The sequence below is a fragment of the Kineococcus sp. G2 genome (assembly GCF_037154035.1).
Classification (GTDB): domain Bacteria; phylum Actinomycetota; class Actinomycetes; order Actinomycetales; family Kineococcaceae; genus Kineococcus.
In genome coordinates this window covers 161,000-182,318 of record NZ_JBBBEM010000008.1, presented here as the reverse complement: position 1 = coordinate 182,318, position 21,319 = coordinate 161,000, and the positions used below count along the sequence as shown (strand labels likewise).

The following is a 21,319-nucleotide window of genomic DNA, read 5'->3' as shown; positions in this document are numbered from 1 at the left end:
TCAGAGCCGGCGTCCCAGCGCCACCGCGACCTGCACGAGCCCGACCGCACCGAGGACGGCCCACGCCGCGGCGCCCAGCAGCGCCCACGGCGCCTGCCCGGGGGCGATCGCGGTGGCCGCGGCGCACCCGGCGGCCACGGCCAGGCGCACGGGCCGCTCGGCGACGCTGACCACGCCCACGTCGTCCACGCCCAGGCCCTGGGCGCGGGCGCGCACGTACTCGTGCAGCTGCGCCTGGCCGCCGGCGAGCGCCGCCAGCCAGGCGGGGGCGCCGCAGCCGAGCAGGACGAGGGCGCAGGCGGCGTCGCCGACGCGGTCGCAGCAGGCGTCCAGGAGGGCGCCGCGGTCGCTGGTGCGCTGCCGCAGCACCGCCACCGCGCCGTCGAGGTTGTCGAGCACCCCGCCGGCGGCCACCAGGACGGCGACGGCCACCGCGGGCGCGCCGCCGGGGCCGGCGGCCAGCGCCAGCCAGGCCGCCGCGGCGACCAGCGCGGTGCCCGCCAGCGTCACCGCCGCCGGCGGCACCCGCGCCCGGGCGAGGGGGCGGGCCAAGACGTGCACGCCGCCCAGCCAGACCCGCACCAGGCCGGTGGCGGGAGCACCGCCGTGCAGCGCCGACCACCGGCGCAGGTACTCCTCGCGCCCGGGCACGCGGCCCGGGTGCGTTTGGGGGTCGCGCTGGGTGGGCACGAGGACAACGGTAGGCGCGGTCACCACCGGGCCGGCTCGCGCGTGCCCGGTCGCCGCGCGCTGCCCCCCTGCCTAGAGTGCCCCTGTGCCGCCGCCCCCCACCGCGTCCCCGACGGTCCCCGACCCCGCCCGCCGGGCCGCCGCGCTCGGTGTGCGCGAGCGGGTCGAGCAGGTCCTGACCGGTTTCCTCGACGACCAGCGCCGCGTGCTCGGCGAGCTGGGCGACGACTGCGAGCCGCTGCTGGAGGCGGTGACGACGCTGCTGGCCGGCGGCAAGCGGCTGCGCCCGGCGTTCTGCTACTGGGGCTTCCGCGGCGCCGACGGCGGCGTGCCGGACGCGTCGGAGGCGGGGATCGTCACGGCCGCGGCGGCGCTGGAGCTGTTCCAGGCGGCGGCGCTGCTGCACGACGACGTGATGGACGACTCCGACACCCGCCGCGGCAAGCCGGCCGCGCACCGCTGGTTCGCGGGGGTCCACGCCGACGCCGGGTGGTCCGGCAGCGCCGAGCGCTTCGGCCTGGCCGGCGCGGTGCTGGCCGGCGACCTGTGCCTGGCCTGGAGCGACGAGCTCTACCAGCGGGCACCGCTGGGTGCCGACGCCCTGCGCCGGGGCCGGCGCGTGTTCGAGACGATGCGCACCCAGCTGATGGGCGGGCAGTACCTGGACATGCTGGAGCAGGCGGCCTCCGCGCGGCTGGGACCGGTGGGGGCGGTGGACCGGGCCCGCCGGGTGGTGCGGTTCAAGAGCGCGAAGTACTCGGTGGAGCACCCGCTGCTGCTGGGCGCGACGCTGGCGGGGGCGCCGGAGGCGCTGCTGGCGGACCTGTCCCGCTTCGGCCTGGCGCTGGGTGAGGCGTTCCAGCTGCGCGACGACGTCCTCGGCGTGTTCGGCGACCCCGGCGAGACGGGCAAGCCCGCCGGCGACGACCTGCGCGAGGGCAAGCGCACCGTCCTGGTGGCGCTGGCCCTGCAGTCCTCCTCCCCCGCCCAGGCGGCGGTGGTGGCGCGCCACCTGGGCGACCCGGCGCTGGACGAGGACGGGGTGGCGGCGCTGCGCCGGGTGCTGGTGGACACCGGTGCCCTGGACGGGGTGGAGCGGATCATCGACGAGCAGGTGGACGTGGCCTGCAGCACCCTGGACGCCGCGCCCCTGGCGGAGCCGGCGCGCGAGGCGCTGCACGAGCTGGTCGTCGCCGCGACGAGCAGGAGGTCCTGATGGCCTCCCTGACGCGGGCGCTGGACTGGCTGCCGGGGCGCACCCGGCGCGTGGAGGGCCGCACGGACGAGGTCGTCGTCGTGGGTGCGGGCCTGGCGGGGCTGTCGGCGGCGATGCGGCTGGCGGCCGCGGGGCGCAGCGTGACCGTGCTGGAGCGCGAGGACGTGCCCGGCGGGCGCGCCGGGTTGTCCGTGAAGGACGTCGCGGACGGGCAGTACCGCTTCGACACGGGTCCGTCGGTGCTGACGATGCCGGACCTGATCGCCGACTGCTTCGACGCGCTCGGCGAGCGCGTGGAGGACTGGCTGGACCTGCGCCCGGTGGACCCGCTGTACCGGGGCACCTTCGCCGACGGCTCGCGGCTGGAGGTCTCCGCCGAGGTGGAGAGCACCGCGCAGGCGATCGCGCAGCTGTGCGGGGCGGCGGAGGCCGACGGCTACCGCCGCTTCGTCGCGCACGTCGGGGACCTGTACCGCTACGAGATCCGCGACTTCATCGACTCCAACATCGACACCCCGCTGGACCTGCTCAAGCCGAACCTGGTGCGGCTGCTGGCGGCGGGCGGGTTCAGGAAGATGGCCCCCGAGGTCGGCAGGTACCTCAAGGACCCGCGCACGCAGCGGATGTTCTCCTTCCAGGCGCTGTACGCGGGGATGTCGCCGTACGACGCGCTGGCGCTGTACTCGGTCATCGCCTACATGGACACCGTGGCGGGGGTGTTCTTCCCCGTCGGCGGCATGCACGCCATCCCCACGGCGATGGCCGCGGTGGCGGAGAAGCACGGCGTGCGGTTCCACTACGGCACCGAGGTGGCGCGGGTGGAACGCACCGGCCGGCGCGCCACCGGGGTGATCACCACCGACGGGCGCCGCTTCGGCGCCGACGTGGTGGTGCTCAACCCGGACCTGCCGGTGGCGCACCGCGACCTGCTGGGCACCGACCCGTGGCGGGTGCGGCACCTGACGTACTCGCCGTCCTGCTACCTGATGCACGTCGGCTCCAGCGCCGACTACCCCGACCCGGTGCACCACTCGATCCACTTCGGCGCGGCGTGGGAGCAGGTCTTCGAGGAGCTGGTCGACGGCCGCCTGATGAGCGACCCGTCGATCCTCGTCTCGCGCCCGACGGTCTCCGACCCGGGGCTGGCCCCGCCGGGCAAGCACGTCTACTACGTCCTCTTCCCCACCCCGTCGCTGGCGGCGGGCTCCTCCCCCATCGACTGGGACCGCCTCGCCCCGCGCTACCGGGAGCACGTGGTGGAGGTGCTCGCCGAGCGCGGCTACCCGGGCTTCGACGACGCCGTGGAGGCCGAGGACGTCATCACGCCGGCCGACTGGCAGCGGCAGGGCATGGCGGCCGGGGCGCCGTTCGCGTCCTCGCACGCGTTCCGGCAGACCGGTCCCTTCCGCCCCTCCAACCTGTGGGGCGAGAACGTGGTGTTCACCGGCTCGGGCACGCAGCCGGGCGTGGGGGTGCCGATGGTGCTGGTCTCCGGTCGCCTGGCCGCCGAGCGGGTCACCGGCCCGGACCCGTCCTACCGCTCGCGCGCGTGGCGGTGAGCGGCGCCCCGCGCCCCCGCACCGCCGGCGGCCTGGGACGATCCGCGCCGTGAGCACCCGCGACCTCGACGCCGCCACCCGCACCGACCCGCAGCTGGCCGACCCGCAGCTGCGGGCGGCGTTCGAGCTGTGCCGGAGGCTGCACGCCGAGCACGGCAAGACGTACTACCTGGCCACGCTGCTGCTGCCGCCGGCCAAGCGGCCGTACGTGTGGGCCCTGTACGGCTTCGCCCGCTACGCCGACGAGTTCGTGGACTCCCTCACCGACCCGGACCCCGCCGCGCTCGTGGACTGGTCGGACGCCTTCCTGGCGTCCCTGGACGCGGACGGCCCGGCGGATCCGGTGGGGCGGGCGATGGCGGCCACGATGCGCCGCTGGGGGATCCCCCGCGAGCACGTCGAGGCGTTCCTGACGTCGATGCGCATGGACATCACCGAGACCGGCTACGCCACCTACGAGGACCTGCGCCGGTACGTGTACGGCTCGGCGGCCGTCATCGGGCTGCAGATGCTGCCCGTGCTGGAGCCGGTCGCACCGGGTGCGGAGGCGCCGGCCCGGGCGCTGGGCGAGGCGTTCCAGCTGTCCAACTTCATCCGCGACGTGGGTGAGGACCTCGACCGCGGGCGGGTCTACCTGCCCCAGGAGGACCTGGACGCCTTCGGCGTCACCCGCGAGGACCTGCTCGCCGGGCGCCGCGCCGGCTCGACCCCGCCCGCGGTGCGCGAGCTGCTGGCCTTCGAGATCGCCCGCACCCGCGAGCTGTACGAGCAGGCCGAGCCGGGCATCGCGATGGTGCACCCCACCAGCCGCGACTGCCTGCGCACCGCCTACGAGCTGTACGGCGGCATCCTCGGGGCCGTGGAGGCCGCCGGCCACGACGTGCTCGGCCGCAGGGTGCGGGTGGGGCTGCCGCGGCGGCTGGCGGTGGCGCTGCCGGGGCTCGGCCGCGCCCGGCTGGCCCGCCGGCGCGAGGAGCGCTGGCGGGCCGCGTGAGGGCGCCGTTCCGGGACGGCAGCGCTCAGAAGGACAGCGCCTGCGCCCGGCGGCGCACCTCCGTCTTGCGGTTCGCCGTCAGCGCGGCGATGGGCGTGCCGGGCAGCGTGTCGTCGGGCGTGAAGAGCCAGCGGATCGCCTCCACGTCGGAGTAGCGGGAGTCCGCCAGCACCGACAGCGTGCCGCGCAGGTGGTTCAGCGGGCCCTCCGGCGTGACGAACGCCGCCGGGATCGAGGCCACGGAGCGCTCACCGCGGCGCACGGCGATCAGCTCGCGCTCCTGCAGCCAGCGCCGCACGGTGCGCAGGTCGACGCCGGCGACCTCCGCGGCGTCGGGCACGGTCAGCCACTCGGGGACCAGGGCGTCCAGTTCGTCGCCCTGCTCGCGGGCGATCTCTGCTCTCAGCGGTGCGGCCACGGGACAAGCGTGCCACCTCCGCGGACGTCCTCGCCCCGCGGGCGAGCGGGAGGAGCGGCGCGACACGCCGCGGCGCCTCCCGCGCGCGCGGCGCGCCGTGATCCACCGTGGTGACCGGTGTGCCCGGTGCCCTCGGGTAGGTTGCGAGCCGGCCGCCACGAAGGCACCGCACCGGACGACCTCGGGAGGACCCCCGCATGGCCGAGCACGGCGACGACACGACCACTTCCGCGGAGTCCCGCCGCCGCAACCGCTGGCTCGCCGCCGCGGCCCTCGTCGGGGCCGCGGGCCCCACCGCCGTCGTCCCCGCCGGCAGCGCGGCGGCCGCGACCGGCGCGCAGGTGCCCGCCGCGCACTCCGCCGTCACCACCGGGGACGGCGAGCAGCTCGTCACGGTGCGCCGCGGGGACACCGTCAGCGGCATCGCGCTGCGCACCGGCAGCACCGTGGCGGCCGTCGTGGACGCCAACGGGCTGGGCCCCCAGGCCCGCATCGTCGAGGGGCAGCGGCTGCGGGTGCCCGCCGCCGGAGCCGCCGAAGCCGCCCCGGCCGCCGAGTACACCGTCGTGGCCGGGGACACCCTGACGTCCATCGCCGCCGCCCACGGCACCACCGTCGCGGTGCTGCGCGACGCCAACGGCCTGGACGCGCGCGGGTTCATCCGCGCCGGTCAGGTCCTGAAGCTGAGCGGGACCGCAGGCACCGGCACCGAGCAGGGCACCGGCGGGGCGAGCGGCACCTACACCGTGCGCGCCGGCGACACCCTCTCCCACATCGCGGCGGCCACCGGCACCACGGTGGCGACCCTCGTGGAGCTCAACGGCCTGGACCGCACCGGCTTCATCGTCGAGGGCCAGGAGCTGCTGCTGGCCGGCCAGGCGCGGGCCACACCGGTCGCGCCGCCGGCCTCCGAGCAGGCCTCCTCGCTGTCCCAGGCCGTCGAGGCCAACCGGGCGCGCCTGGCGCGGGCGGACATCCCCAGCCGCGACGAGATGCGCGAGATCATCCGCTCCACCGCCGTGCGCCTGGGCGTGGACCCCTCCCTGGCCCTGGCGATCGGCTACCAGGAGTCCGGCTTCAACATGGGCGTGGTCTCGCACGCCAACGCCATCGGCGCCATGCAGGTCATCCCCTCCTCCGGGGAGTGGGCCTCGGACCTGCTCGGCGAGCCGATCGACCTGTTCGACGCGCGCGACAACGCCAAGGCCGGGGTGGTGATCCTGCGCACGCTGACGGCGAGCAACCCGCCGGAGATCGCCATCGCTTCCTACTACCAGGGTCAGGCGTCGGTGCGCTCGCGCGGCATGTACGACGACACCCGCCGCTACGTGGCGAACGTGCAGACCCTCCAGGCCCGCTTCCGCTGACGCGCGCGGCGGTGCCGGGGCGGACCGCCGGGTCTGCCTAGACTCGTCGACCGTGGACGCCATCCTCTCCGACCCGCTCGTCGGGCGCGTGCTGGACCGGCGCTACCGGGTGCTCGGCCGCATCGGCCGCGGTGGGATGGGCGTCGTCTACCGCGCGGAGGACCAGCGGCTGGACCGCGAGGTGGCGCTGAAGGTGCTGCGCGCGGACCTCGCGCACGACCCGGTGGCGCGCCAGCGCTTCGTGCGCGAGGCGAAGTCGGCCGCGCGCCTGGCGCACCCGGGCGTGGTCGCCGTGCTCGACCAGGGCGTGGACGACGGCGCCGAGCGCGGCGACGGCCAGGAGACGGCGTACCTGGTGATGGAGCTGGTCAACGGCCGCACCCTGCGCGACGTCGTGCACGAGGAGGGCGCGCTGACCGTCGGTGAGGCGCTGGACGTGACCGCCTCGGTGCTCGACGCGCTGGCCGAAGCGCACCGCAAGGGGCTGCTGCACCGGGACGTGAAGACCGGCAACGTGCTCGTCGGCGACGACGGGCGCGTCAAGGTCAGCGACTTCGGCCTGGCCCGCTCGGTCGCACCGACCCGGACCAGCACCGCCTCCACCGGCGCGGACCTGCTGGGCACCGCGGAGTACCTGGCCCCCGAGCAGGTCTCGCGGGGCATCGCCGACGCGCGCAGCGACGTGTACGGCGTGGGTGTGCTGCTCTTCGAGGTGCTCACCGGGGCACCGCCGTTCACGGGCGACACCCCCATCCGCGTCGCCTACCAGCACGTCTACGACGACCCGCCCGCGCCGTCGTCGCTGGTGCCGGGACTGCCCGCGGCCGTGGACCGCCTCGTGCTGGGGGCGCTGGCCAAGGACCCCGACGAGCGACCCCGCGACGCCGGCGAGATGCTCACCGCCGTGCGGCGCGTGCGCGCCGAGCTGACCGGCGAGGAGCTGGCCGTCCGCTCGCCGCGCCCCGCCGCCGGCGGCCCCGGCACCACGGTGCGCCTGGACCTCGCCGACGCCCCGGACGCCCCGCTGGCCGGCACCCGAGGGCACGATCCCGCGGGCGGCGACGCGGACGTCGCCACGAGCGGTGGTGCGGAGGCCGCCACGAGCGGTGGTGCGGACGGGGACGGCAGCAGCGCCGCGGTCGCACCTGCGCGGCCGGGCCGCCGCGGCCGGCGCGGCGTGCTGGTGATGGTCCTCACCCTGGTGGTGCTGGCCGTGGCCGCCGGGGTGTCGTGGTGGTTCATGGCCGGCCCCGGCGCCTTCACGACCACCCCCGACGTGGCCGGGCGCACCCCGCAGGCGGCCGCGCAGCAGCTGCGCTCCGCCGGTCTCCAGGTCGAGCAGCGCGAGGAGTTCAGCGACACCGTGCCCGAGGGCGCGGTCATCGGCACCGACCCGGCGGCCGGGGAGCGGGTGCGCGAGGAGGGCACCGTCACCCTCGTCGTCAGCCGCGGCGTGCAGCGCTTCGACGTGCCCGACGTGGCCGGCCGCGAGACCGCCGCCGCGGAGCAGGCGCTGCGCGAGACGGGCCTGGCCGTCGGCGCGGTCACCGAGGAGTTCAGCGAGGACGTCGAGCAGGGCGTGGTGATCCGCACCGACCCCGCCGCCGGCACCTCCGTGCCCCACGACACCCCCGTGGGCCTGGTGGTCTCGAAGGGGCGCCAGCCGATCGCCGTGCCCGACGTGGCGGGCCAGCCCCTGGAGGACGCGCGCGCCCGCATCACCGAGGCCGGGCTGGTGCCGGGCGAGCCGACCGAGCGCACCAGCGAGACCGTCCCGGCGGGCCGGGTGATCTCCCAGGAACCCGCCGACGGCACGCTCTTCCGCGGCGACACCGTCGAGCTCGTCGTCTCCACCGGCCCACCGCTGGTGGAGGTCCCCGGCGGCCTGCAGGGCAAGCAGCTGCCGGAGGTGCGCGCCGCGCTCGAGGAGCTGGGGTTCACGGTGCGCGTGGAGGAGGTCCTCGGCGGCATCTTCGGCACGGTGCGCTCGGTGGAGCCGGGCTCCGGGCAGGCGGTGCCCAAGGGGTCCACGATCACGGTGACGGTGGTCTGACCCCACCACCGGCCCCCGCTCGCACGACGGCCCCGCCGCGGCAGTACCGCGACGGGGCCGTCGTGCGTGCGGGGGGGTGCTCAGCGCTGGGCGAGCATCTCCGCGGCGAGGAACGCCAGCTCCAGCGACTGCTGGTGGTTCAGCCGCGGGTCGCACAGCGACTCGTACCGGGTGCCCAGCGCCGCGTCGTCGATGTCCATGGCACCGCCGAGGCACTCGGTGACGTCGTCGCCGGTGAGCTCCACGTGCAGGCCGCCGGGCACGGTGCCCAGCGCCCGGTGCACCTCGAAGAAGCCGCGGACCTCGTCCACGACGTCGTCGAAGCGGCGGGTCTTGTAGCCGCTGGTGGAGGTGATGGTGTTGCCGTGCATCGGGTCGCACACCCACGTCACCTGCGCGCCGGCCCGCGTCACGCCCTCCACGAGCTTCGGCAGCGCGTCGCGGATCGTGGAGGCGCCCATGCGGGTGATGAAGGTCAGCCGGCCCGGCTCGCGGTACGGGTCGACCTTGTCCACCAGCGCCAGCGCGTCGTCGACCGAGGTCGTCGGCCCCAGCTTGATGCCGACGGGGTTGCGGATCCTGGAGGCGAAGTCGACGTGCGCGCCGTCGAGCTGCCGGGTGCGCTCCCCGATCCACACCATGTGCGCGGAGACGTCGTACGGGCCGCCCTGACGCACGTCGCGCACGGGCGAGCCGCCGGCCAGCGGGGGCTCCTCGTCCAGCGTGCGGGTCAGGGGACGCTCGTAGTCCAGCAGCAGCGCCTCGTGGCTGGAGAAGAACTGCACCGTCTTCAGCGCGTCGAAGTCCGCGCCGCAGGCGACCATGAACCGCATGGCCTTGTCGATGTCGCGGGCGAGGGCCTCGTAGCGCACGTTGGCGGCGGTGGCGGCGAACCCGCGGTTCCACTCGTGCACCTTGCGCAGGTCGGCGTAGCCGCCCGTGGTGAACGCGCGGATGAGGTTCAGCGTCGCCGAGGACGTGTGGTAGGCCTGCAGCAGCCGCTGCGGGTCCGGGGTGCGGGCCTCGGGGGTGAAGGCGTAGTCGTTGACGGCGTCCCCGCGGTAGGCGGGCAGGGTCGTGCCGTCGCGGGTCTCGTCGTCGCGCGAGCGCGGCTTGGAGAACTGCCCGGCCATCCGCCCGACCTTGATCACCGGCAGGCTGGCGCCGTAGGTGAGGACCGCGGACATCTGCAGCATCGTCTTCAGCCGGCGGCGGATGCCGTCGGCCGTGGCGCCGGCGAACGTCTCGGCGCAGTCCCCGCCCTGCAGCAGGAACGCCTCACCGCGGGCGGCGGCCGCCAGCTGCGCGCGCAGCTGGTCCGCCTCCCCGGCGAAGACGAGGGGCGGACAGGACGCGAGCTCCGCCTGCACGCGGGCCAGGGCGGCGGCGTCGGGCCACCGCGGCTGCTGGGCGGCGGGCAGGTCCGGCCACTCGATCGAGGATGCGGCCGTGGGCGCGGTGCTCGTTCCGGTGCTCACGCGGGCCAGTCTCGCACCCCGCCACCCGTGCGCGGGACGCACCGGTGGCGGTCCCGGCACCTCACCGGTGCCGGCCCGCGGTCCCCGCCCGCCGCGGCGGGGCGCTCACCCGCGCGGGGCACCGGTCCCGGGCGGGGCGGCGCGCCCACCGGGCCCGCGGCGGCCGTCCGCCGGCGGGGTGCGCTCACCGCGGACCTGCCCGCCGTGGCGCGCGGCGTACTCGTCGACGTACTCCTGCCGCGACAGGCGCTGGATCGCGGCCATCACCTCGTCGGTGACCGAGCGCACCACGAACTGGTCGTCCGCGCGGCCGGCGTAGCGGGAGAAGTCCAGCGGCTCGCCGACGACGATCCCCACCCGCCGCACCTTCGGCAGCAGCCGCCCGCGCGGCATGAGCTCGGCGGTGCCGATCACCGCCACGGGCAGCACCGGCGCCCCCGAGCGCAGCGCGATGCGCGCGACTCCCGTGCGGCCGCGGTGCAGCCGCCCGTCCGGGGAGCGGGTGCCCTCGGGGTAGATGCCGAACAGCTCTCCGGCGCGCAGGGCCTCCACCGCCCCGTCGATGGCCCCGGCGGAGGCGCTGCCGCCGCTGCGGTCCACCGGCAGCTGACCGACGCCGCGCAGCAGGCCGGCGAACAGCCGGCCCTGCGGGCCGCGGCCGGTGAACAGGTCCGCCTTGGCGGCGAAGGTGATGCGGCGGCGCAGCACCGTGGCCAGCAGGACCGGGTCGGCCACCGAGAGGTGGTTGCTGGCCAGCACGGCGGGGCCCGTGGCGGGCACGTTCTCCAGGCCCCGCACCCAGGGCCGCAGCACCGGCTTCAGCACGGGCTCGGCCACGCCCCGCTTGATGAGCCAGTAGAGCACCGGGTCCCCTCCCGCCGTCGGTGGCGGCCGGCACCCGCCGCTGCGGCGACCCTAGGGCACCGGGCGCGGCCGGACGCCTCGACCGCGTGCGGCGGGCGTGCCACCATGAGCTGTGCCTGCTGACCCGGACGACGGAGCCGGCCGCCTCGACGTCGACGCGGCCTTCGCCGAGATCGTCGCGCGCTGGGACGACGAGGGCCCCGCCGAGCGCGGCACCCCGTCCCCCGCACTGCGGGACGGCGACGACGGCCCGGACGACGGGTTCCACCGGCCCGGCGGGAGCGAGGACGGGCAGGCCCCGCACAGCACGGGTGCGGCCGGTCCCCCGCCGCGCCCGGAGGCGCGCACGGTGCGCCCGCTGCCGCCGGCACCGCGCGAGGACGCGCCGCGGGTACCCGCGGGCGGCGGGCGGCGGGCGGAGGTGCCCGAGGAGCTGCGCGACCTGGACGCCGGCGAGCGGTTCGTGCCGTCCGAACCGGCCCCGCTGCCGCGCGACCTGGTCGGCTGGGCGGCCTGGGGGGCCGTCGTGGGCGCCCCGCTGTTCCTGCTGGTCGTGGCGCTGGCGTGGCGCGACGTGCCGGCCCTGGTGACGGTGGTCACCGCCGCCGTGTTCGTGGCGGGGTTCGCGACCCTGGTGGTGCGCCTGCCCGGTTCGCGCGACGACGACGGCGACGACGGCGCGGTCGTCTGACGCGCCGACCGGTGCGGCCGCGCACCGGGACGGCAGCGCAGGCCCCGGGGTTCCCGCGCGGGGCTACCGGACGCCCGGCAGCCGCAGGTCCGCGACCACCGCGAGGTGGTCGGTGGCCCGTGCGGCGACCGCCACCGGGGGCGTGGTCACCGCGGCCGGGAGCAGCCGGGGATCGGCGAGCACCACGTCGATCCGCCGGCGCGGTGACCGGGCCGGGAACGTCGCGAACGCCGCGCCGGCCACCTCGGCCGCGTCGGCGAGCCGTGCGGTCAGCACCGCCCGGGCCGCGCCGCCGGGCCCCTCGTTCAGGTCGCCGGCCACGACGAGGGGGGCGTCGGCCCAGGGTGCGCACGCCGGGGCGGGCGGCGCCGGCGGTACCAGCCGCAGCGCGTGCTCGACGCGCTCGGCGGCGTCCAGGCCCAGGTGCACGCTGCGCACCAGGACCTCCGCCGACCAGCCCGCCGGGCCGGGCACCCGCACGACCGCCTCGGCCGCACCGCGCCGGCGCACCGGGCGCCACCGGCGGCGGGAGGCGGTGGGCAGCGCCCGCACCGCCGTCGCGCGCACGTCCACCCGCGGCGCCACGAGCACCGCGGTGCCGGCGCCGGCGGGGCCGTCCGCCACCACCTGCAGGTCGGCGCCGGTGGCGAGGTCGCCGAGGCGGTGGCGGGCCAGGGGGTGCGTGGGGACCTCCTGCAGGCAGACCACGTCCGCGCCGCTCGCGCGCAGCACCTCCCGCAGCGCCCGGCCGTCGTCGAGCAGCTCGCGCACGTTGCAGGTGGCGACCCGCAGGCGCGCGGCGGCGCCGGGGCTCACCCCCAGCCGCGGGAGAGGTCCGCCGCACCGACCAGGCCGGCCGCCGGTCCCAGCCGGGCGCGCACGACCCGCAGCTCCGGGCGGAACCCGCGACCGGTCAGCGTGCGCCGGTACGCCTCCCGGCACGGGCCCAGCAGCAGCTCGTCGGCGTCCGAGACGCCGCCGCCGATGACGACGGTGCCCGGGTCCAGCGCGGCGGCGAGGTTCGCGACGCCGACGCCCAGCCAGCGGCCGACCTCCTCGAACAGCTCCACCGCCGCCGGGTCGCCGGCCCGGGCCGCCTGCGTCACCAGCGGGCCGGTGATCGCCTCGGGGTCGCCGCCGGCCAGCTCCAGCAGGGCGTGCGCCACGGGCGAGGCCGAGCGGGCCAGTTCGCGCGCCTCGCGCACCAGCGCGTTGCCGGAGGCGTACTGCTCCCAGCAGCCGCGGTTGCCGCACTCGCAGCGGTGCCCGCCGGGCACGACGACCATGTGGCCGAACTCCCCGGCCAGGCCGTACCGGCCGCGCACCACCCGGCCCTGCGTGACGATGCCGCCGCCGATGCCGGTGCCCATCGTCACGCACAGCAGGCGGCTCTCCCCGCGGCCGGCGCCGAAGCGGTACTCGGCCCAGGCGGCGGCGTTGGCGTCGTTCTCCACCACGGTGCGCCGCCCCACCCGCCGGCCCAGCCGTGCCCGCACCCGCCGCTCCACGGCCTCGCGCAGCGGCTCGTGCCGCCACGCCAGGTGCGGGGCGAACAGGACGGTGGAGCGGTCCGCGTCGACGAACCCGGCGGCGCCGATGCCGACGGAGACGATGTCGTGGGCGCCGGCGAGCTCCTCGACGACCTCCGCGATGGTGTCCTCCACCGCGCGCGGGCTCTTGGTGGGCGTCTCGCGGCGCACCTGGGCCACGACGCGGCCGTCGCCGTCGACGACCCCGGCGAGCACCTTCGTGCCGCCGATGTCGACGCCGACCGCGGGCCCGTCGCCGATGAGGGCGCGGCGGGTCTGCTGGCGCAGCCGCTGCTGCAGCGCTGCGCGACGGGGGTCCGGCGGGCGGCGGCGCCGGGGTGGGCTCTGGCGGGGTGCGGCCATCTCGCGTCCTGTCGTCGCGTGCTGTCGGGGCTGGGTCAGTCGACGCGGGCGAGGTCGGCAGCGCCGATGATCCCCGCGTCGTTGCCGCGGCGGGCGACGCGCAGGGGCGGCGGGCGCCGGTGGGTGCGGCCGGGGAGGTTCGCGGCGAGGCTGGCCCGCGCCGGGGACAGCAGCAGCTCCCCCGCGCTGGAGACGCCACCGCCGATGACGACGACCTCGGGGTCCAGGACGGCGACGAAGCTCGCCACGGCCTCGCCGAGCCAGCGGCCCACCTCGGCCAGCAGGCGCGCGGAGGCGACGTCGCCCTCCTGCGCCAGGCGGGTCACGGTGGGCCCGTCCACGGCCTCGGGGTCGCCGCCGACGGCCCGCAGCAGGTGCTCGGCGGACGGGTCGCCCGAGCGCAGCAGGTCGCGCGCCTCGCGCACCAGGGCGTTGCCGGAGACGTACTGCTCCCAGCAGCCGGTGCCGCCGCACCCGCAGGCGCGCCCGCCGGGCACGGCGCGCACGTGCCCCAGCTCGGCCGCGGCCCCGTTGGCGCCGCGCTGCAGGACGCCGCCGGAGACGATGCCGCCGCCGAGCCCGGTGCCGACCGTGAGCATGAGCAGGTCGTCGACCGGCTCGCCGCGCTCGTCGAGGCCGCCGCCGAAGCGGTACTCGGCCCAGGCGGCGGCGTTGGCGTCGTTCTCCACGACGACCCGCCGGCCCAGGCGGGGCTCGAGCCGCTCGCGCAGCGGCTCGTCGCGCCAGGCGAGGTTGGGCGCGAAGACCACGCAGGAGCGGGCGGCGTCGACGAAGCCGGCGGCGGCCACGCCGACGGGGCCGAACTCGTGCGTCGTGGCCAGCTCGGCGATCGCGTCGGCGACGGCCTCGGCGATGGCGTCCGGGTGCGAGGCGGGGGTCTCCCGGCGGGTCTTGGCGAGGATGCGCCCGCGGTGGTCGACGACCCCCGCGCCGATCTTCGTGCCGCCGATGTCGACGCCGATGGCGTTGCCCGGCACCTGCCCGGCGGTCGCGGCGACCGGCTCCGGGGTCTCCCGCCGGGTGGGCTGAGTCGTGGGCTGAGTGCTGCGCTGATCGGCCATGCCCGTTCCGGAACCCCCTGCGACGCGTGCCCCGGCCGGGGCGGTCGCGCGATCGGCGACCGCCAGGAGGCTAGAGCATCGCGGCGCCGGACCCGGGGTCGGCGGGCCGCGGCGGCCGCTCCGGCGCCGCGGCGGGGCACCGGGGGCACGCGGGTCGTCCCGGCGGGTCAGCCCGCCAGGAGCCCCAGGACGGTCATGGCCAGCAGCAGCAGCAGGGTCAGGGCGAGCCCGCCGCCGGCCGCGACGGCGACCTTGGCGCGGGGCGTGGCCAGGCCGCGCACCGGCGCCGCCGAGCCCGCCAGCTCGCGCAGCATCCGCTCGACCTCGTCGTCGTCCGGCGCGGGCGCGACGCCCGGTGCGGGAGCGGGCTCGGGAGCCGGTCCGGAGCCAGGTGCGGGGGCGGGCTCGGGGGCTGGTTCGGGAGCGGGCTCGGGGGCCGGTGCGGGGGCCGGTCGCCCGGCCACCGCCAGCGGCTCGTGGCACAGCGAGCACCACCGCTGCCCCGCCCGCACCCGCGCGGCGCACGACGGGCAGCGCTCCGGCGCCGGCGCCGGAGCGGGGACGACGGGCAGGCGGCTGACCGGCGCACCCACCTCGAGCCCGCCGAAGGCCGCACCGGTGCGGGTGCTGCTGCGCGCGTCGCGGCGCACGGCGCCGCCCGGGACCTCGTCCACCGCTCCCCCTCCCCCGGGCGGGTGCCCGGCCGGGCCCTCGCCCACCCCGCCCCATCGGACGGCGCGGCGGCCACCTGAAGCGGCCCGGGCGGCCACCGGCAGCGCTCGCGGGCTCACCGACCGCGACGGCACGGGCGGCGCGCGCCCCGGGACACGGGTGCGGCGTCCACCCGCCGGTAGGGTTCGGGGACCCGCCGCACCAGCAGGCGACCCCGGACGCGGCCGACGACGGCGTCGCCCCCGGAGCACACCCGAGGAGGAGACCTTCGTGCGGAGCAGCTGCGAGCCCCCGCTCGTCCCGCCCGCCACGAGCGGCAACCTCACCGACTGCGTGGTGACCACCGCGCGCGAGGTCCCCGGGCACGTCACCGCCAGCCGCAGGCTCGCCGGGGGCGGCTGGGAGGACGTGAGCGCCGAGCGGTTCCTGGCCGACGTCACCGCGGTGGCCAAGGGCCTGGTGGCCGCGGGCGTGCAGCCGGGCGACCGCGTCGCCCTGATGGCGCGCACCAGCTACGACTGGACGGTCGTGGACGTGGCGACCTGGTTCGCCGGTGCCGTCACCGTGCCCGTCTACGAGACGTCCTCGGCCGAGCAGGTGCAGTGGATCCTCGCCGACTCCGGGGCCGTGGCGTGCTTCGCCGAGACGACGGACAACGCGGCCCGCGTCGCGTCCGTGCGCGAGCGGCTGCCGCAGCTGCGGGACGTGTGGACGCTGGCGTCCGGCGCCCTGGAGGAGCTGCGCGCCGCGGGCCGCGACACCGGCGACGACGAGCTGGAGGGCCGGCGGACCCTGGCCGGACCCGGGGACCCGGCGACGATCATCTACACCTCCGGCACTACCGGCCGCCCGAAGGGCTGCGTGCTCACGCACGGCAACTTCCTGGACCTCGCGGTCAACGCGCGCGCGGCCATCCCCGAGGTGCTGCAGCGGCCGGACGCCGCGACGCTGCTGTTCATCCCGCTGGCGCACGTGTTCGCCCGCTTCATCCAGGTGCTGTGCCTGGTGTGCCGCATCCGGGTGGGGCACACGCCCGACGCCAAGGACCTGCTCACCGACCTCGGCGGGTTCCGCCCGACGTTCGTGCTGGCGGTGCCGCGGGTCTTCCAGAAGGTCTACAACGGCGCCGAGCAGCGCGCCGCCGGCGGCGGCAAGCTCAAGGCGGCGATCTTCGAGCGGGCCTCGGCCACCGCCGTGGCGTACTCGCGCGCCCTGGACACCGGCGGCCCCTCGCTGCCGCTGCGGGCGCGGCACGCCCTGTTCGACCGCCTCGTCTACGGCAAGCTGCGGGCGCTGCTGGGCGGGAACGTGGAGCACGCCGTCTCCGGCGGCGCCCCCATGGGCGAGCACCTGACGCACTTCTTCCGCGGCGTGGGGCTGGTGGTGCTCGAGGGCTACGGCCTCACCGAGACCACCGCGCCGCTGTGCGTGAACCGCCCCTCCAGCATCCGCGTCGGCACGGTCGGGCTGCCCCTGCCGGGCACGGACGTCGCCGTCGCCGAGGACGGCGAGCTGCTGTGCCGCGGGGTCGGGGTCTTCCGCGAGTACCGCGGCCGCGCGGACGAGACCGCCGGGGCGTTCCAGGACGGCTGGTTCCGCACGGGCGACCTCGGTGAGGTCCTGGACTCCGGCCACGTGCGCATCACCGGCCGCAAGAAGGAGATCATCGTCACGGCGAACGGCAAGAACGTCGTGCCGGCCACCCTGGAGGACCGCCTGCGGGCGCACCCGCTCGTCTCGCAGGCCGTCGTCGTCGGCGACGGCCGGCACTACGTCGCCTGCCTGCTCACCCTCGACGAGGAGGCGCTGCCGTCGTGGGGCGCGAACCACGGCCGCCCGGGCCTGGACGCGGCGAGCGCCCGGACCGACGAGGTGGTGCTCGCCGCGCTGCAGCGGGCCGTGGACGACGCCAACGAGGCCGTCAGCCGGGCGGAGTCCGTGCGCCGCTTCCGCGTGCTGGAGGGCGACTTCACGATCGAGAACGGCTACCTGACGCCCTCGCAGAAGGTCAAGCGCGCCGAGGTGCTGCGCGACTTCGCCGGCGAGGTCGACGCCCTCTACGCGTGAGCGGCTCGGTGGTGCACGGGCCGGTGCGCGGGCGGGTGTCACGGTGACGCGCCGGGAGGTCGCCGCGCTGGGCGCGTGGTGGGTGCTGTCGGCGCTGGCCACGCACAGCGTGGTGCGCTACCGCTGGTGGATCGTGGCGGGGTACGTGCTGGTGGCCGGGGCCCTGGTGGCGCTGGCGGTCACCGCACGGGACGACCGCGGCGCGGCGGCGGCGCCCTCCGGGGGGCGGGTGGCCGCGGCGGGCGCCCTGGGGCTGGTGGCGCTGACGCACCTGCTGCTGGCGCCGTTCAGCTACCTGGGGCCCGGCGACCTGCGGGTGGTGCGCTGGGTGCTGGCCGGCTCGGCGCTGGCGGCGGGGGCGCTGCTGCTGTCCGCGCGCACCCGCGCCGCGGTGCTGCCGGTGGCGCTGGCCGGCGCCGCCGGCGCCTGGGCGCTGGTGGTCACCGGGGACCCCGCACCGCGCATCGACGTGTGGGTGATCCTGCAGCAGGCCGCCGACGGCCTGGGGCGGGGCGAGTCGATGTACGCGATGGAGTGGGTGGGCTCGCCCGGCATCACCGACGCCTTCGCCTACCTGCCGTGGACGGCGGTGCTGACCGCGCCCGGGCGGTGGCTGGCGGGGGACGTGCGGTGGGCGCTGGTGGTGCTGGTGGTGGCCGCGGCGCTGTGCACGGCCGCGCTGGGCCGGTGGCGGGTGCCGGCGCTGGCCGCGGCGGCGCTGCTGGTGCTGGCACCCGGCGGCAGCACCCTGGTGGAGCAGGCGTGGACCGAACCCACCGTGCTGGTGGGCCTGGCCGGCTGGGCGCTGCTGGTGGCGCGCGGCGGCACGGGCGCCTGGTGGGCGGTGGTGCCGCTGGCGGTGGCGCTGGCCACCAAGCAGCACGTGGTGGTGCTGCTGCCGCTGCTGGCGGTCTGGCCCCGCTTCGGGGTGCGCCGCACCGCGGTCGCGGTGGGCGGTGCGGGACTGCTGGTGGCGCCGTGGGCGCTGAGCGCTCCGGGCGACTTCGCGCACGACACGGTGAGCACGATGCTGGAGCTGCCGCCGCTGCGGTTCGCCGACACCCTCTACACCGCGGTCCTCAACGAGACGGGAGTGCGCCTGCCGTTCGCGGTGGTCGGCGCGGTGGTCGTCCTCGTGGTGGGCGCCGCCGTGGTGGCGCTGCACCGGCGCCCGGTGGGACTGGCCGGGTTGCTGACCTGGTGCGCGGCGGTGCTGATGGTCGTCAACCTCGTCAACAAGCAGGCGTTCTACAACCAGTTCTGGCTGGTGGGGGCGCTGCTGCTGCTGGCGGTGGCCGCGAGCGCCGGGGCCCGGCCGCCCGTCAGCGGGACGGCTCCCCCGGCGCACCGCCCGACGGACGGCCCGGCGGGGGTCCCGGGGGCTCGTCCGGCACGTCGGCGCCGGCGAGCAGCGCGGCCAGGCGGTCCGCCTGCGCCGTCCAGCCCCAGCTCCGGCTGACCCAGGCGCGCCCCGCGGCACCCAGGGCGCGGGCGCGGCCGGGGTCGGCGAGCAGGCCGGCCACGCGGTCGGCGACGGCGGCGACGTCCCGGCCGTCGACGACGTGGCCGTTGACGCCGTCCAGCACGGCGTCGGGCGCGCCGCCGGAGTCGCCGGCCACGACGGGCAGGCCGGTGGCGGCGGCCTCCAGGTAGCAGATGCCGAGGGCCTCCGGCTCCAGGCCGCCCAGCCGGGTGCGGGTGGGCATGCAGAAGACGTCGCCGGCGTCGTAGTGGGCGGGCGTCTCGCTCCACGGCACCGCACCGGTGAGCACGACGTGCCCGCGCAGGCCGAGGCGGTCCACGAGGCGTTCCACCGCGGGGCGGTGCGGGCCGTCGCCGACGATCAGCAGCGCGGCGCCGGGCACGCGCCGGCGCACCTCGGGCAGGGCGCGCACGAGCACGTCCTGGCCCTTGCGGGCCACCAGCCGGGAGACGCACACCACGACGGGCCGCTCGCCCAGGCCGTGCCGGGCGCGCACCTCCTCACCGCCGCAGCCGGGCCGGAAGACGTCGGCGTCCACACCGGGGGTCAGCCGGCGCATCCGGGCACGGGCGGCGGCGCTCAGCGGCCGTTCGATGCGCGAGCGGCACCAGGGGCCCAGGTAGGTGAGGGTGTCGGTGTCCTCGCCGATGCGGCGCAGCGCGGCCCGCGAGCCGGGCAGGGTGGACCACCACACCTCGTGCCCGTGGGTGGTGGCCACCGACCGGGCCACCCCGGCGCGCCGCAGGGCGGGCGCCGCCAGGCCCAGGGGCGCGGCGGCGCCGAACCAGACGCGGTCGGCGCCGTGCTCGCGGGCGGTGCGCCGCAGCCGCCGGACGATCGGCGGGGTGGGCACCAGCAGCGGCGAGGGGTCGCGCACGACGGTGATCCCGGCGTCGGCCAGCGCCGCGTCGACGGCGGCGTCCCCGCGCTGGCGGGCGGTGTGCACGACGACGCGGGAGGCCTCGCGGGCGCCGGCCCCACCGCGGCGGGCGGTGGCCGCCGGCAGCAGGCGCGCCACGGCGTGCACGAACGACTCGATGCCGCCGGTGCGCGGGGGGAAGTCGTTGGTGACGACGAGGGTGCTCACGGTCCCCACCCCACCAGGCCGCCGGTGACGTCGGCGCGCCAGGTGCGCACGACCTCGCCCCACCCGGCGCCGAGGGTGGCGCGGCAGGCCGCGTCCAGCCGCTGCGCGCGCGGGGCGGTCGCCGCGCCGCCGCGCTCGGGGGCGGTGGCGAGACCGCGGTGCAGGGCGGTGACGGCGGCGGTGCCCGTGGCACCCGCGGCGCGGGCGGCTGAGGTGACGAGGGTCCACGCGGCGGCGTACGCCACCTGCAGGTCGCCGCCGGTGTCGTCGAAGGCGGTGTCGGCGGGCACGGCGGGGTCCGCGCCGGCCGCGACGGCGTCCAGCAGCGGGGCGGCGAGCAGCGCGGCGGGCACGTCGATCCCCTGCCGGGCGACGTGGTCGGCGTAGCCCTCGGAGAGCCAGCGGGGCACGGGCCGCGCGCCGTCGGCGGCGGGGCGGGCGGTGGTGGTGGCCCGGACGGCGGCGTGCACCAGCTCGTGGGTGAGGGTGGCGGTGCGGCCGGTGCGGGTCAGGCGCGCGAAGCGCTCGGCGGCCAGCACGACGCGCACGCCGGCGGGGGCGCCGTCGGCCAGGTGGGAGTCCTCGCCCACCGCGACGGCGTCGAGGGCGGCGGCGCGGCCGGGCTCCAGCGCGGCCAGCCGGGCGAGCAGGTCCGTCGTGGGCACGACGACGACGGCGGTGCCGGGCGGTTCACCGCCCCAGGCCGCCGCCACCCGGGCCGCGGCGCCCGGCAGGTCCGCGGCGACCTGGCCGGCCACCTCCCGGGCCACGTCCCCGGCTGGTGCCGGCACCGGGGGCGGTCCGGGGGCCCGGACGAGCAGGACGACGCCGCCGGGGACCTCTCGGGCGTCGACCTCGCCGAGGTCCCACGGCTGCGGCGTGGTGGTCCCGTCGGGCAGCGCGAGCGCGTGCCCGCTGCCGCGGGGCACCAGGCCGGCGTGCAGCCGGCCCACGACCTCGCGGCCCTCCCCGGCCACGCGCACGCGCAGTCGGCCGCTCACGCGGCCACCGGCGACCTCCTGCACGTCCACCGCCCAGGAGAGCAGTCCGGCGGCGACGGCGGCGGTGTCCGCCCGGTGCAGCCGGGCGTGCGCGGCGGGTGGCCCGGGGGCGCAGACGGCCCCGGCCGCCTCGACGTCACCGGCGGCCAGTGCGCGGCCGCGCTCGGCGAGCAGGAGGACGGCGTCGGCGCGCGCGGGGCTCGCGGGGCCGCTGGGGGCTGCGGGACCCGCCGGGGGCCGTCGCGGGCCGGTGCACCCGGCGAGCAGGCAGCACCCCGCGGTGAGCAGCGCCCGCCGCGGCACCGCCGAGCGCCGGTCCACCGGGGCATCGTCGCACCCGCCGGCGCCCGGCCCGGTGCCCGTCCCCGTGCGCGCGCCGGTGCCCGGCGGGCCCTCAGCCCGCCCGGCGGTCACCGGCCCGCAGCCGCAGCGGCGGCACGAGCCCGGAGCGGGCCAGCACCTGCACCGCGTCGCGCTCCTCGGGGGCGAGCCGGGTGGGGCCCGGTTCGCCCAGCAGGACCGAGACGACGCACTCCGAGCACGCCGCCGGGCGGACCGTGCAGCTGTCGCAGTCGATGAGCACCGGCACCTCCACGCCGTCGCGGGCACCTCCCGGCCCGGCCGGACCCTCGCCGGCGTCGCGCACGCTAGGCGGCCCCTCCGACAGACCCGTTCCGGCGGCACCCTCCGGCGGCCGGCTCCCGC

Annotated in this window: 18 protein-coding genes; 7 read left to right on the top strand and 11 right to left on the bottom strand. The window is 78.0% G+C overall.

Features of this window, described 5'->3' with window-relative positions; genetic code table 11:
• Window positions 1-690, bottom strand: coding sequence for a CDP-alcohol phosphatidyltransferase family protein (locus tag V9U69_RS02090; RefSeq protein WP_337059634.1), 690 nt, complete (start codon window positions 688-690; stop codon window positions 1-3).
• Between the two features lie 151 nt (window positions 691-841).
• Between V9U69_RS02090 and V9U69_RS02085 the strand changes: the two genes are divergently transcribed.
• Genes V9U69_RS02085 through V9U69_RS02075 form a run of 3 tightly spaced genes read left to right on the top strand, consistent with a single transcriptional unit; the run spans window position 842 to window position 4,459 of the window.
• Window positions 842-1,906: a polyprenyl synthetase family protein gene (locus tag V9U69_RS02085; protein ID WP_442907546.1), complete on the top strand. Its 1,065-nt coding sequence runs from the start codon at window positions 842-844 to the stop codon at window positions 1,904-1,906.
• A complete protein-coding gene (gene crtI, locus V9U69_RS02080; RefSeq protein ID WP_337059631.1) occupies window positions 1,906-3,465 on the top strand; it encodes a phytoene desaturase family protein in 1,560 nt (519 codons plus the stop codon). The genes V9U69_RS02085 and crtI overlap by 1 nt, the downstream gene beginning before the upstream one ends.
• Before the next feature lie 49 nt (window positions 3,466-3,514).
• The gene (locus tag V9U69_RS02075) at window positions 3,515-4,459 is read left to right on the top strand and encodes a phytoene/squalene synthase family protein (RefSeq protein ID WP_337059630.1); all 945 of its coding nucleotides are present in this window, start codon (window positions 3,515-3,517) and stop codon (window positions 4,457-4,459) included.
• A gap of 25 nt (window positions 4,460-4,484) precedes the next feature.
• Here V9U69_RS02075 and V9U69_RS02070 read toward each other — a convergent pair whose 3' ends face one another.
• Window positions 4,485-4,877: an Rv2175c family DNA-binding protein gene (locus V9U69_RS02070; RefSeq protein ID WP_337059629.1), complete on the bottom strand. Its 393-nt coding sequence runs from the start codon at window positions 4,875-4,877 to the stop codon at window positions 4,485-4,487.
• Window positions 4,878-5,074: 197 nt separating this feature from the next.
• Here V9U69_RS02070 and V9U69_RS02065 point away from each other — a divergent pair, with 197 nt between their 5' ends.
• Together V9U69_RS02065 and pknB are read left to right on the top strand one after the other, a co-directional pair.
• Complete coding sequence (locus V9U69_RS02065; protein ID WP_337059628.1) at window positions 5,075-6,244, top strand: lytic transglycosylase; 1,170 nt, start codon at window positions 5,075-5,077, stop codon at window positions 6,242-6,244.
• Window positions 6,245-6,296: 52 nt separating this feature from the next.
• On the top strand, window positions 6,297-8,297 hold the full coding sequence (gene pknB / locus V9U69_RS02060; RefSeq protein ID WP_337059627.1) for a Stk1 family PASTA domain-containing Ser/Thr kinase: 2,001 nt from the start codon (window positions 6,297-6,299) through the stop codon (window positions 8,295-8,297).
• A gap of 80 nt (window positions 8,298-8,377) precedes the next feature.
• Here the strand turns inward: pknB and V9U69_RS02055 are convergent, their stop codons facing one another.
• Both V9U69_RS02055 and V9U69_RS02050 read right to left on the bottom strand, forming a co-directional pair.
• Window positions 8,378-9,775 carry a class II 3-deoxy-7-phosphoheptulonate synthase gene (locus V9U69_RS02055; protein ID WP_337059626.1) on the bottom strand — a complete coding sequence of 466 codons (1,398 nt, stop codon included), beginning with the start codon at window positions 9,773-9,775 and terminating at the stop codon, window positions 8,378-8,380.
• Between the two features lie 105 nt (window positions 9,776-9,880).
• Window positions 9,881-10,639 (bottom strand): lysophospholipid acyltransferase family protein, encoded by a 759-nt coding sequence (locus tag V9U69_RS02050; RefSeq protein WP_337059625.1) that lies wholly within the window; start codon window positions 10,637-10,639, stop codon window positions 9,881-9,883.
• Window positions 10,640-10,751: 112 nt separating this feature from the next.
• Here V9U69_RS02050 and V9U69_RS02045 point away from each other — a divergent pair, with 112 nt between their 5' ends.
• Window positions 10,752-11,330 carry a hypothetical protein gene (locus tag V9U69_RS02045; protein WP_337059624.1) on the top strand — a complete coding sequence of 193 codons (579 nt, stop codon included), beginning with the start codon at window positions 10,752-10,754 and terminating at the stop codon, window positions 11,328-11,330.
• Window positions 11,331-11,393: 63 nt separating this feature from the next.
• On the opposite strand, the gene V9U69_RS02040 is transcribed toward V9U69_RS02045, so the two are convergent.
• The 4 genes from V9U69_RS02040 to V9U69_RS02025 all read right to left on the bottom strand — a co-directional run bounded on the left by V9U69_RS02040 (window position 11,394) and on the right by V9U69_RS02025 (window position 14,978).
• On the bottom strand, window positions 11,394-12,146 hold the full coding sequence (locus V9U69_RS02040; protein ID WP_337059623.1) for an endonuclease/exonuclease/phosphatase family protein: 753 nt from the start codon (window positions 12,144-12,146) through the stop codon (window positions 11,394-11,396).
• Window positions 12,143-13,222, bottom strand: a complete 1,080-nt coding sequence (locus tag V9U69_RS02035; protein WP_337059622.1) for an ROK family glucokinase — start codon at window positions 13,220-13,222, stop codon at window positions 12,143-12,145. The genes V9U69_RS02040 and V9U69_RS02035 overlap by 4 nt, the downstream gene beginning before the upstream one ends.
• A gap of 35 nt (window positions 13,223-13,257) precedes the next feature.
• Window positions 13,258-14,304: an ROK family glucokinase gene (locus tag V9U69_RS02030; protein ID WP_337059621.1), complete on the bottom strand. Its 1,047-nt coding sequence runs from the start codon at window positions 14,302-14,304 to the stop codon at window positions 13,258-13,260.
• Window positions 14,305-14,471: 167 nt separating this feature from the next.
• The gene (locus tag V9U69_RS02025; protein WP_337059620.1) at window positions 14,472-14,978 is read right to left on the bottom strand and encodes a hypothetical protein; all 507 of its coding nucleotides are present in this window, start codon (window positions 14,976-14,978) and stop codon (window positions 14,472-14,474) included.
• Window positions 14,979-15,246: 268 nt separating this feature from the next.
• Between V9U69_RS02025 and V9U69_RS02020 the strand changes: the two genes are divergently transcribed.
• Window positions 15,247-17,043 carry an AMP-dependent synthetase/ligase gene (locus tag V9U69_RS02020; RefSeq protein ID WP_337059619.1) on the top strand — a complete coding sequence of 599 codons (1,797 nt, stop codon included), beginning with the start codon at window positions 15,247-15,249 and terminating at the stop codon, window positions 17,041-17,043.
• Window positions 17,044-18,365: 1,322 nt separating this feature from the next.
• Here V9U69_RS02020 and V9U69_RS02015 read toward each other — a convergent pair.
• The 3 genes from V9U69_RS02015 to V9U69_RS02005 form a co-directional block, all read right to left on the bottom strand.
• A complete protein-coding gene (locus V9U69_RS02015) occupies window positions 18,366-19,613 on the bottom strand; it encodes a glycosyltransferase family 4 protein (protein ID WP_337059618.1) in 1,248 nt (415 codons plus the stop codon).
• Window positions 19,610-20,935, bottom strand: coding sequence for a hypothetical protein (locus V9U69_RS02010; protein WP_337059617.1), 1,326 nt, complete (start codon window positions 20,933-20,935; stop codon window positions 19,610-19,612). The genes V9U69_RS02015 and V9U69_RS02010 overlap by 4 nt, the downstream gene beginning before the upstream one ends.
• A 73-nt stretch (window positions 20,936-21,008) precedes the next feature.
• Window positions 21,009-21,260: a hypothetical protein gene (locus V9U69_RS02005; protein ID WP_337059616.1), complete on the bottom strand. Its 252-nt coding sequence runs from the start codon at window positions 21,258-21,260 to the stop codon at window positions 21,009-21,011.
• Window positions 21,261-21,319: the final 59 nt, after the last annotated feature.

Bases quoted from the DNA above. Each gene is read 5' to 3' on its own strand.
- crtI (WP_337059631.1), top strand. From the start codon at position 1,906: ATGGCCTCCCTGACGCGGGCGCTGGACTGGCTGCCGGGGCGCACCCGG.
- V9U69_RS02065 (WP_337059628.1), top strand. From the start codon at position 5,075: ATGGCCGAGCACGGCGACGACACGACCACTTCCGCGGAGTCCCGCCGC.
- V9U69_RS02035 (WP_337059622.1), bottom strand. From the start codon at position 13,222: ATGGCCGCACCCCGCCAGAGCCCACCCCGGCGCCGCCGCCCGCCGGAC.
- V9U69_RS02030 (WP_337059621.1), bottom strand. From the start codon at position 14,304: ATGGCCGATCAGCGCAGCACTCAGCCCACGACTCAGCCCACCCGGCGG.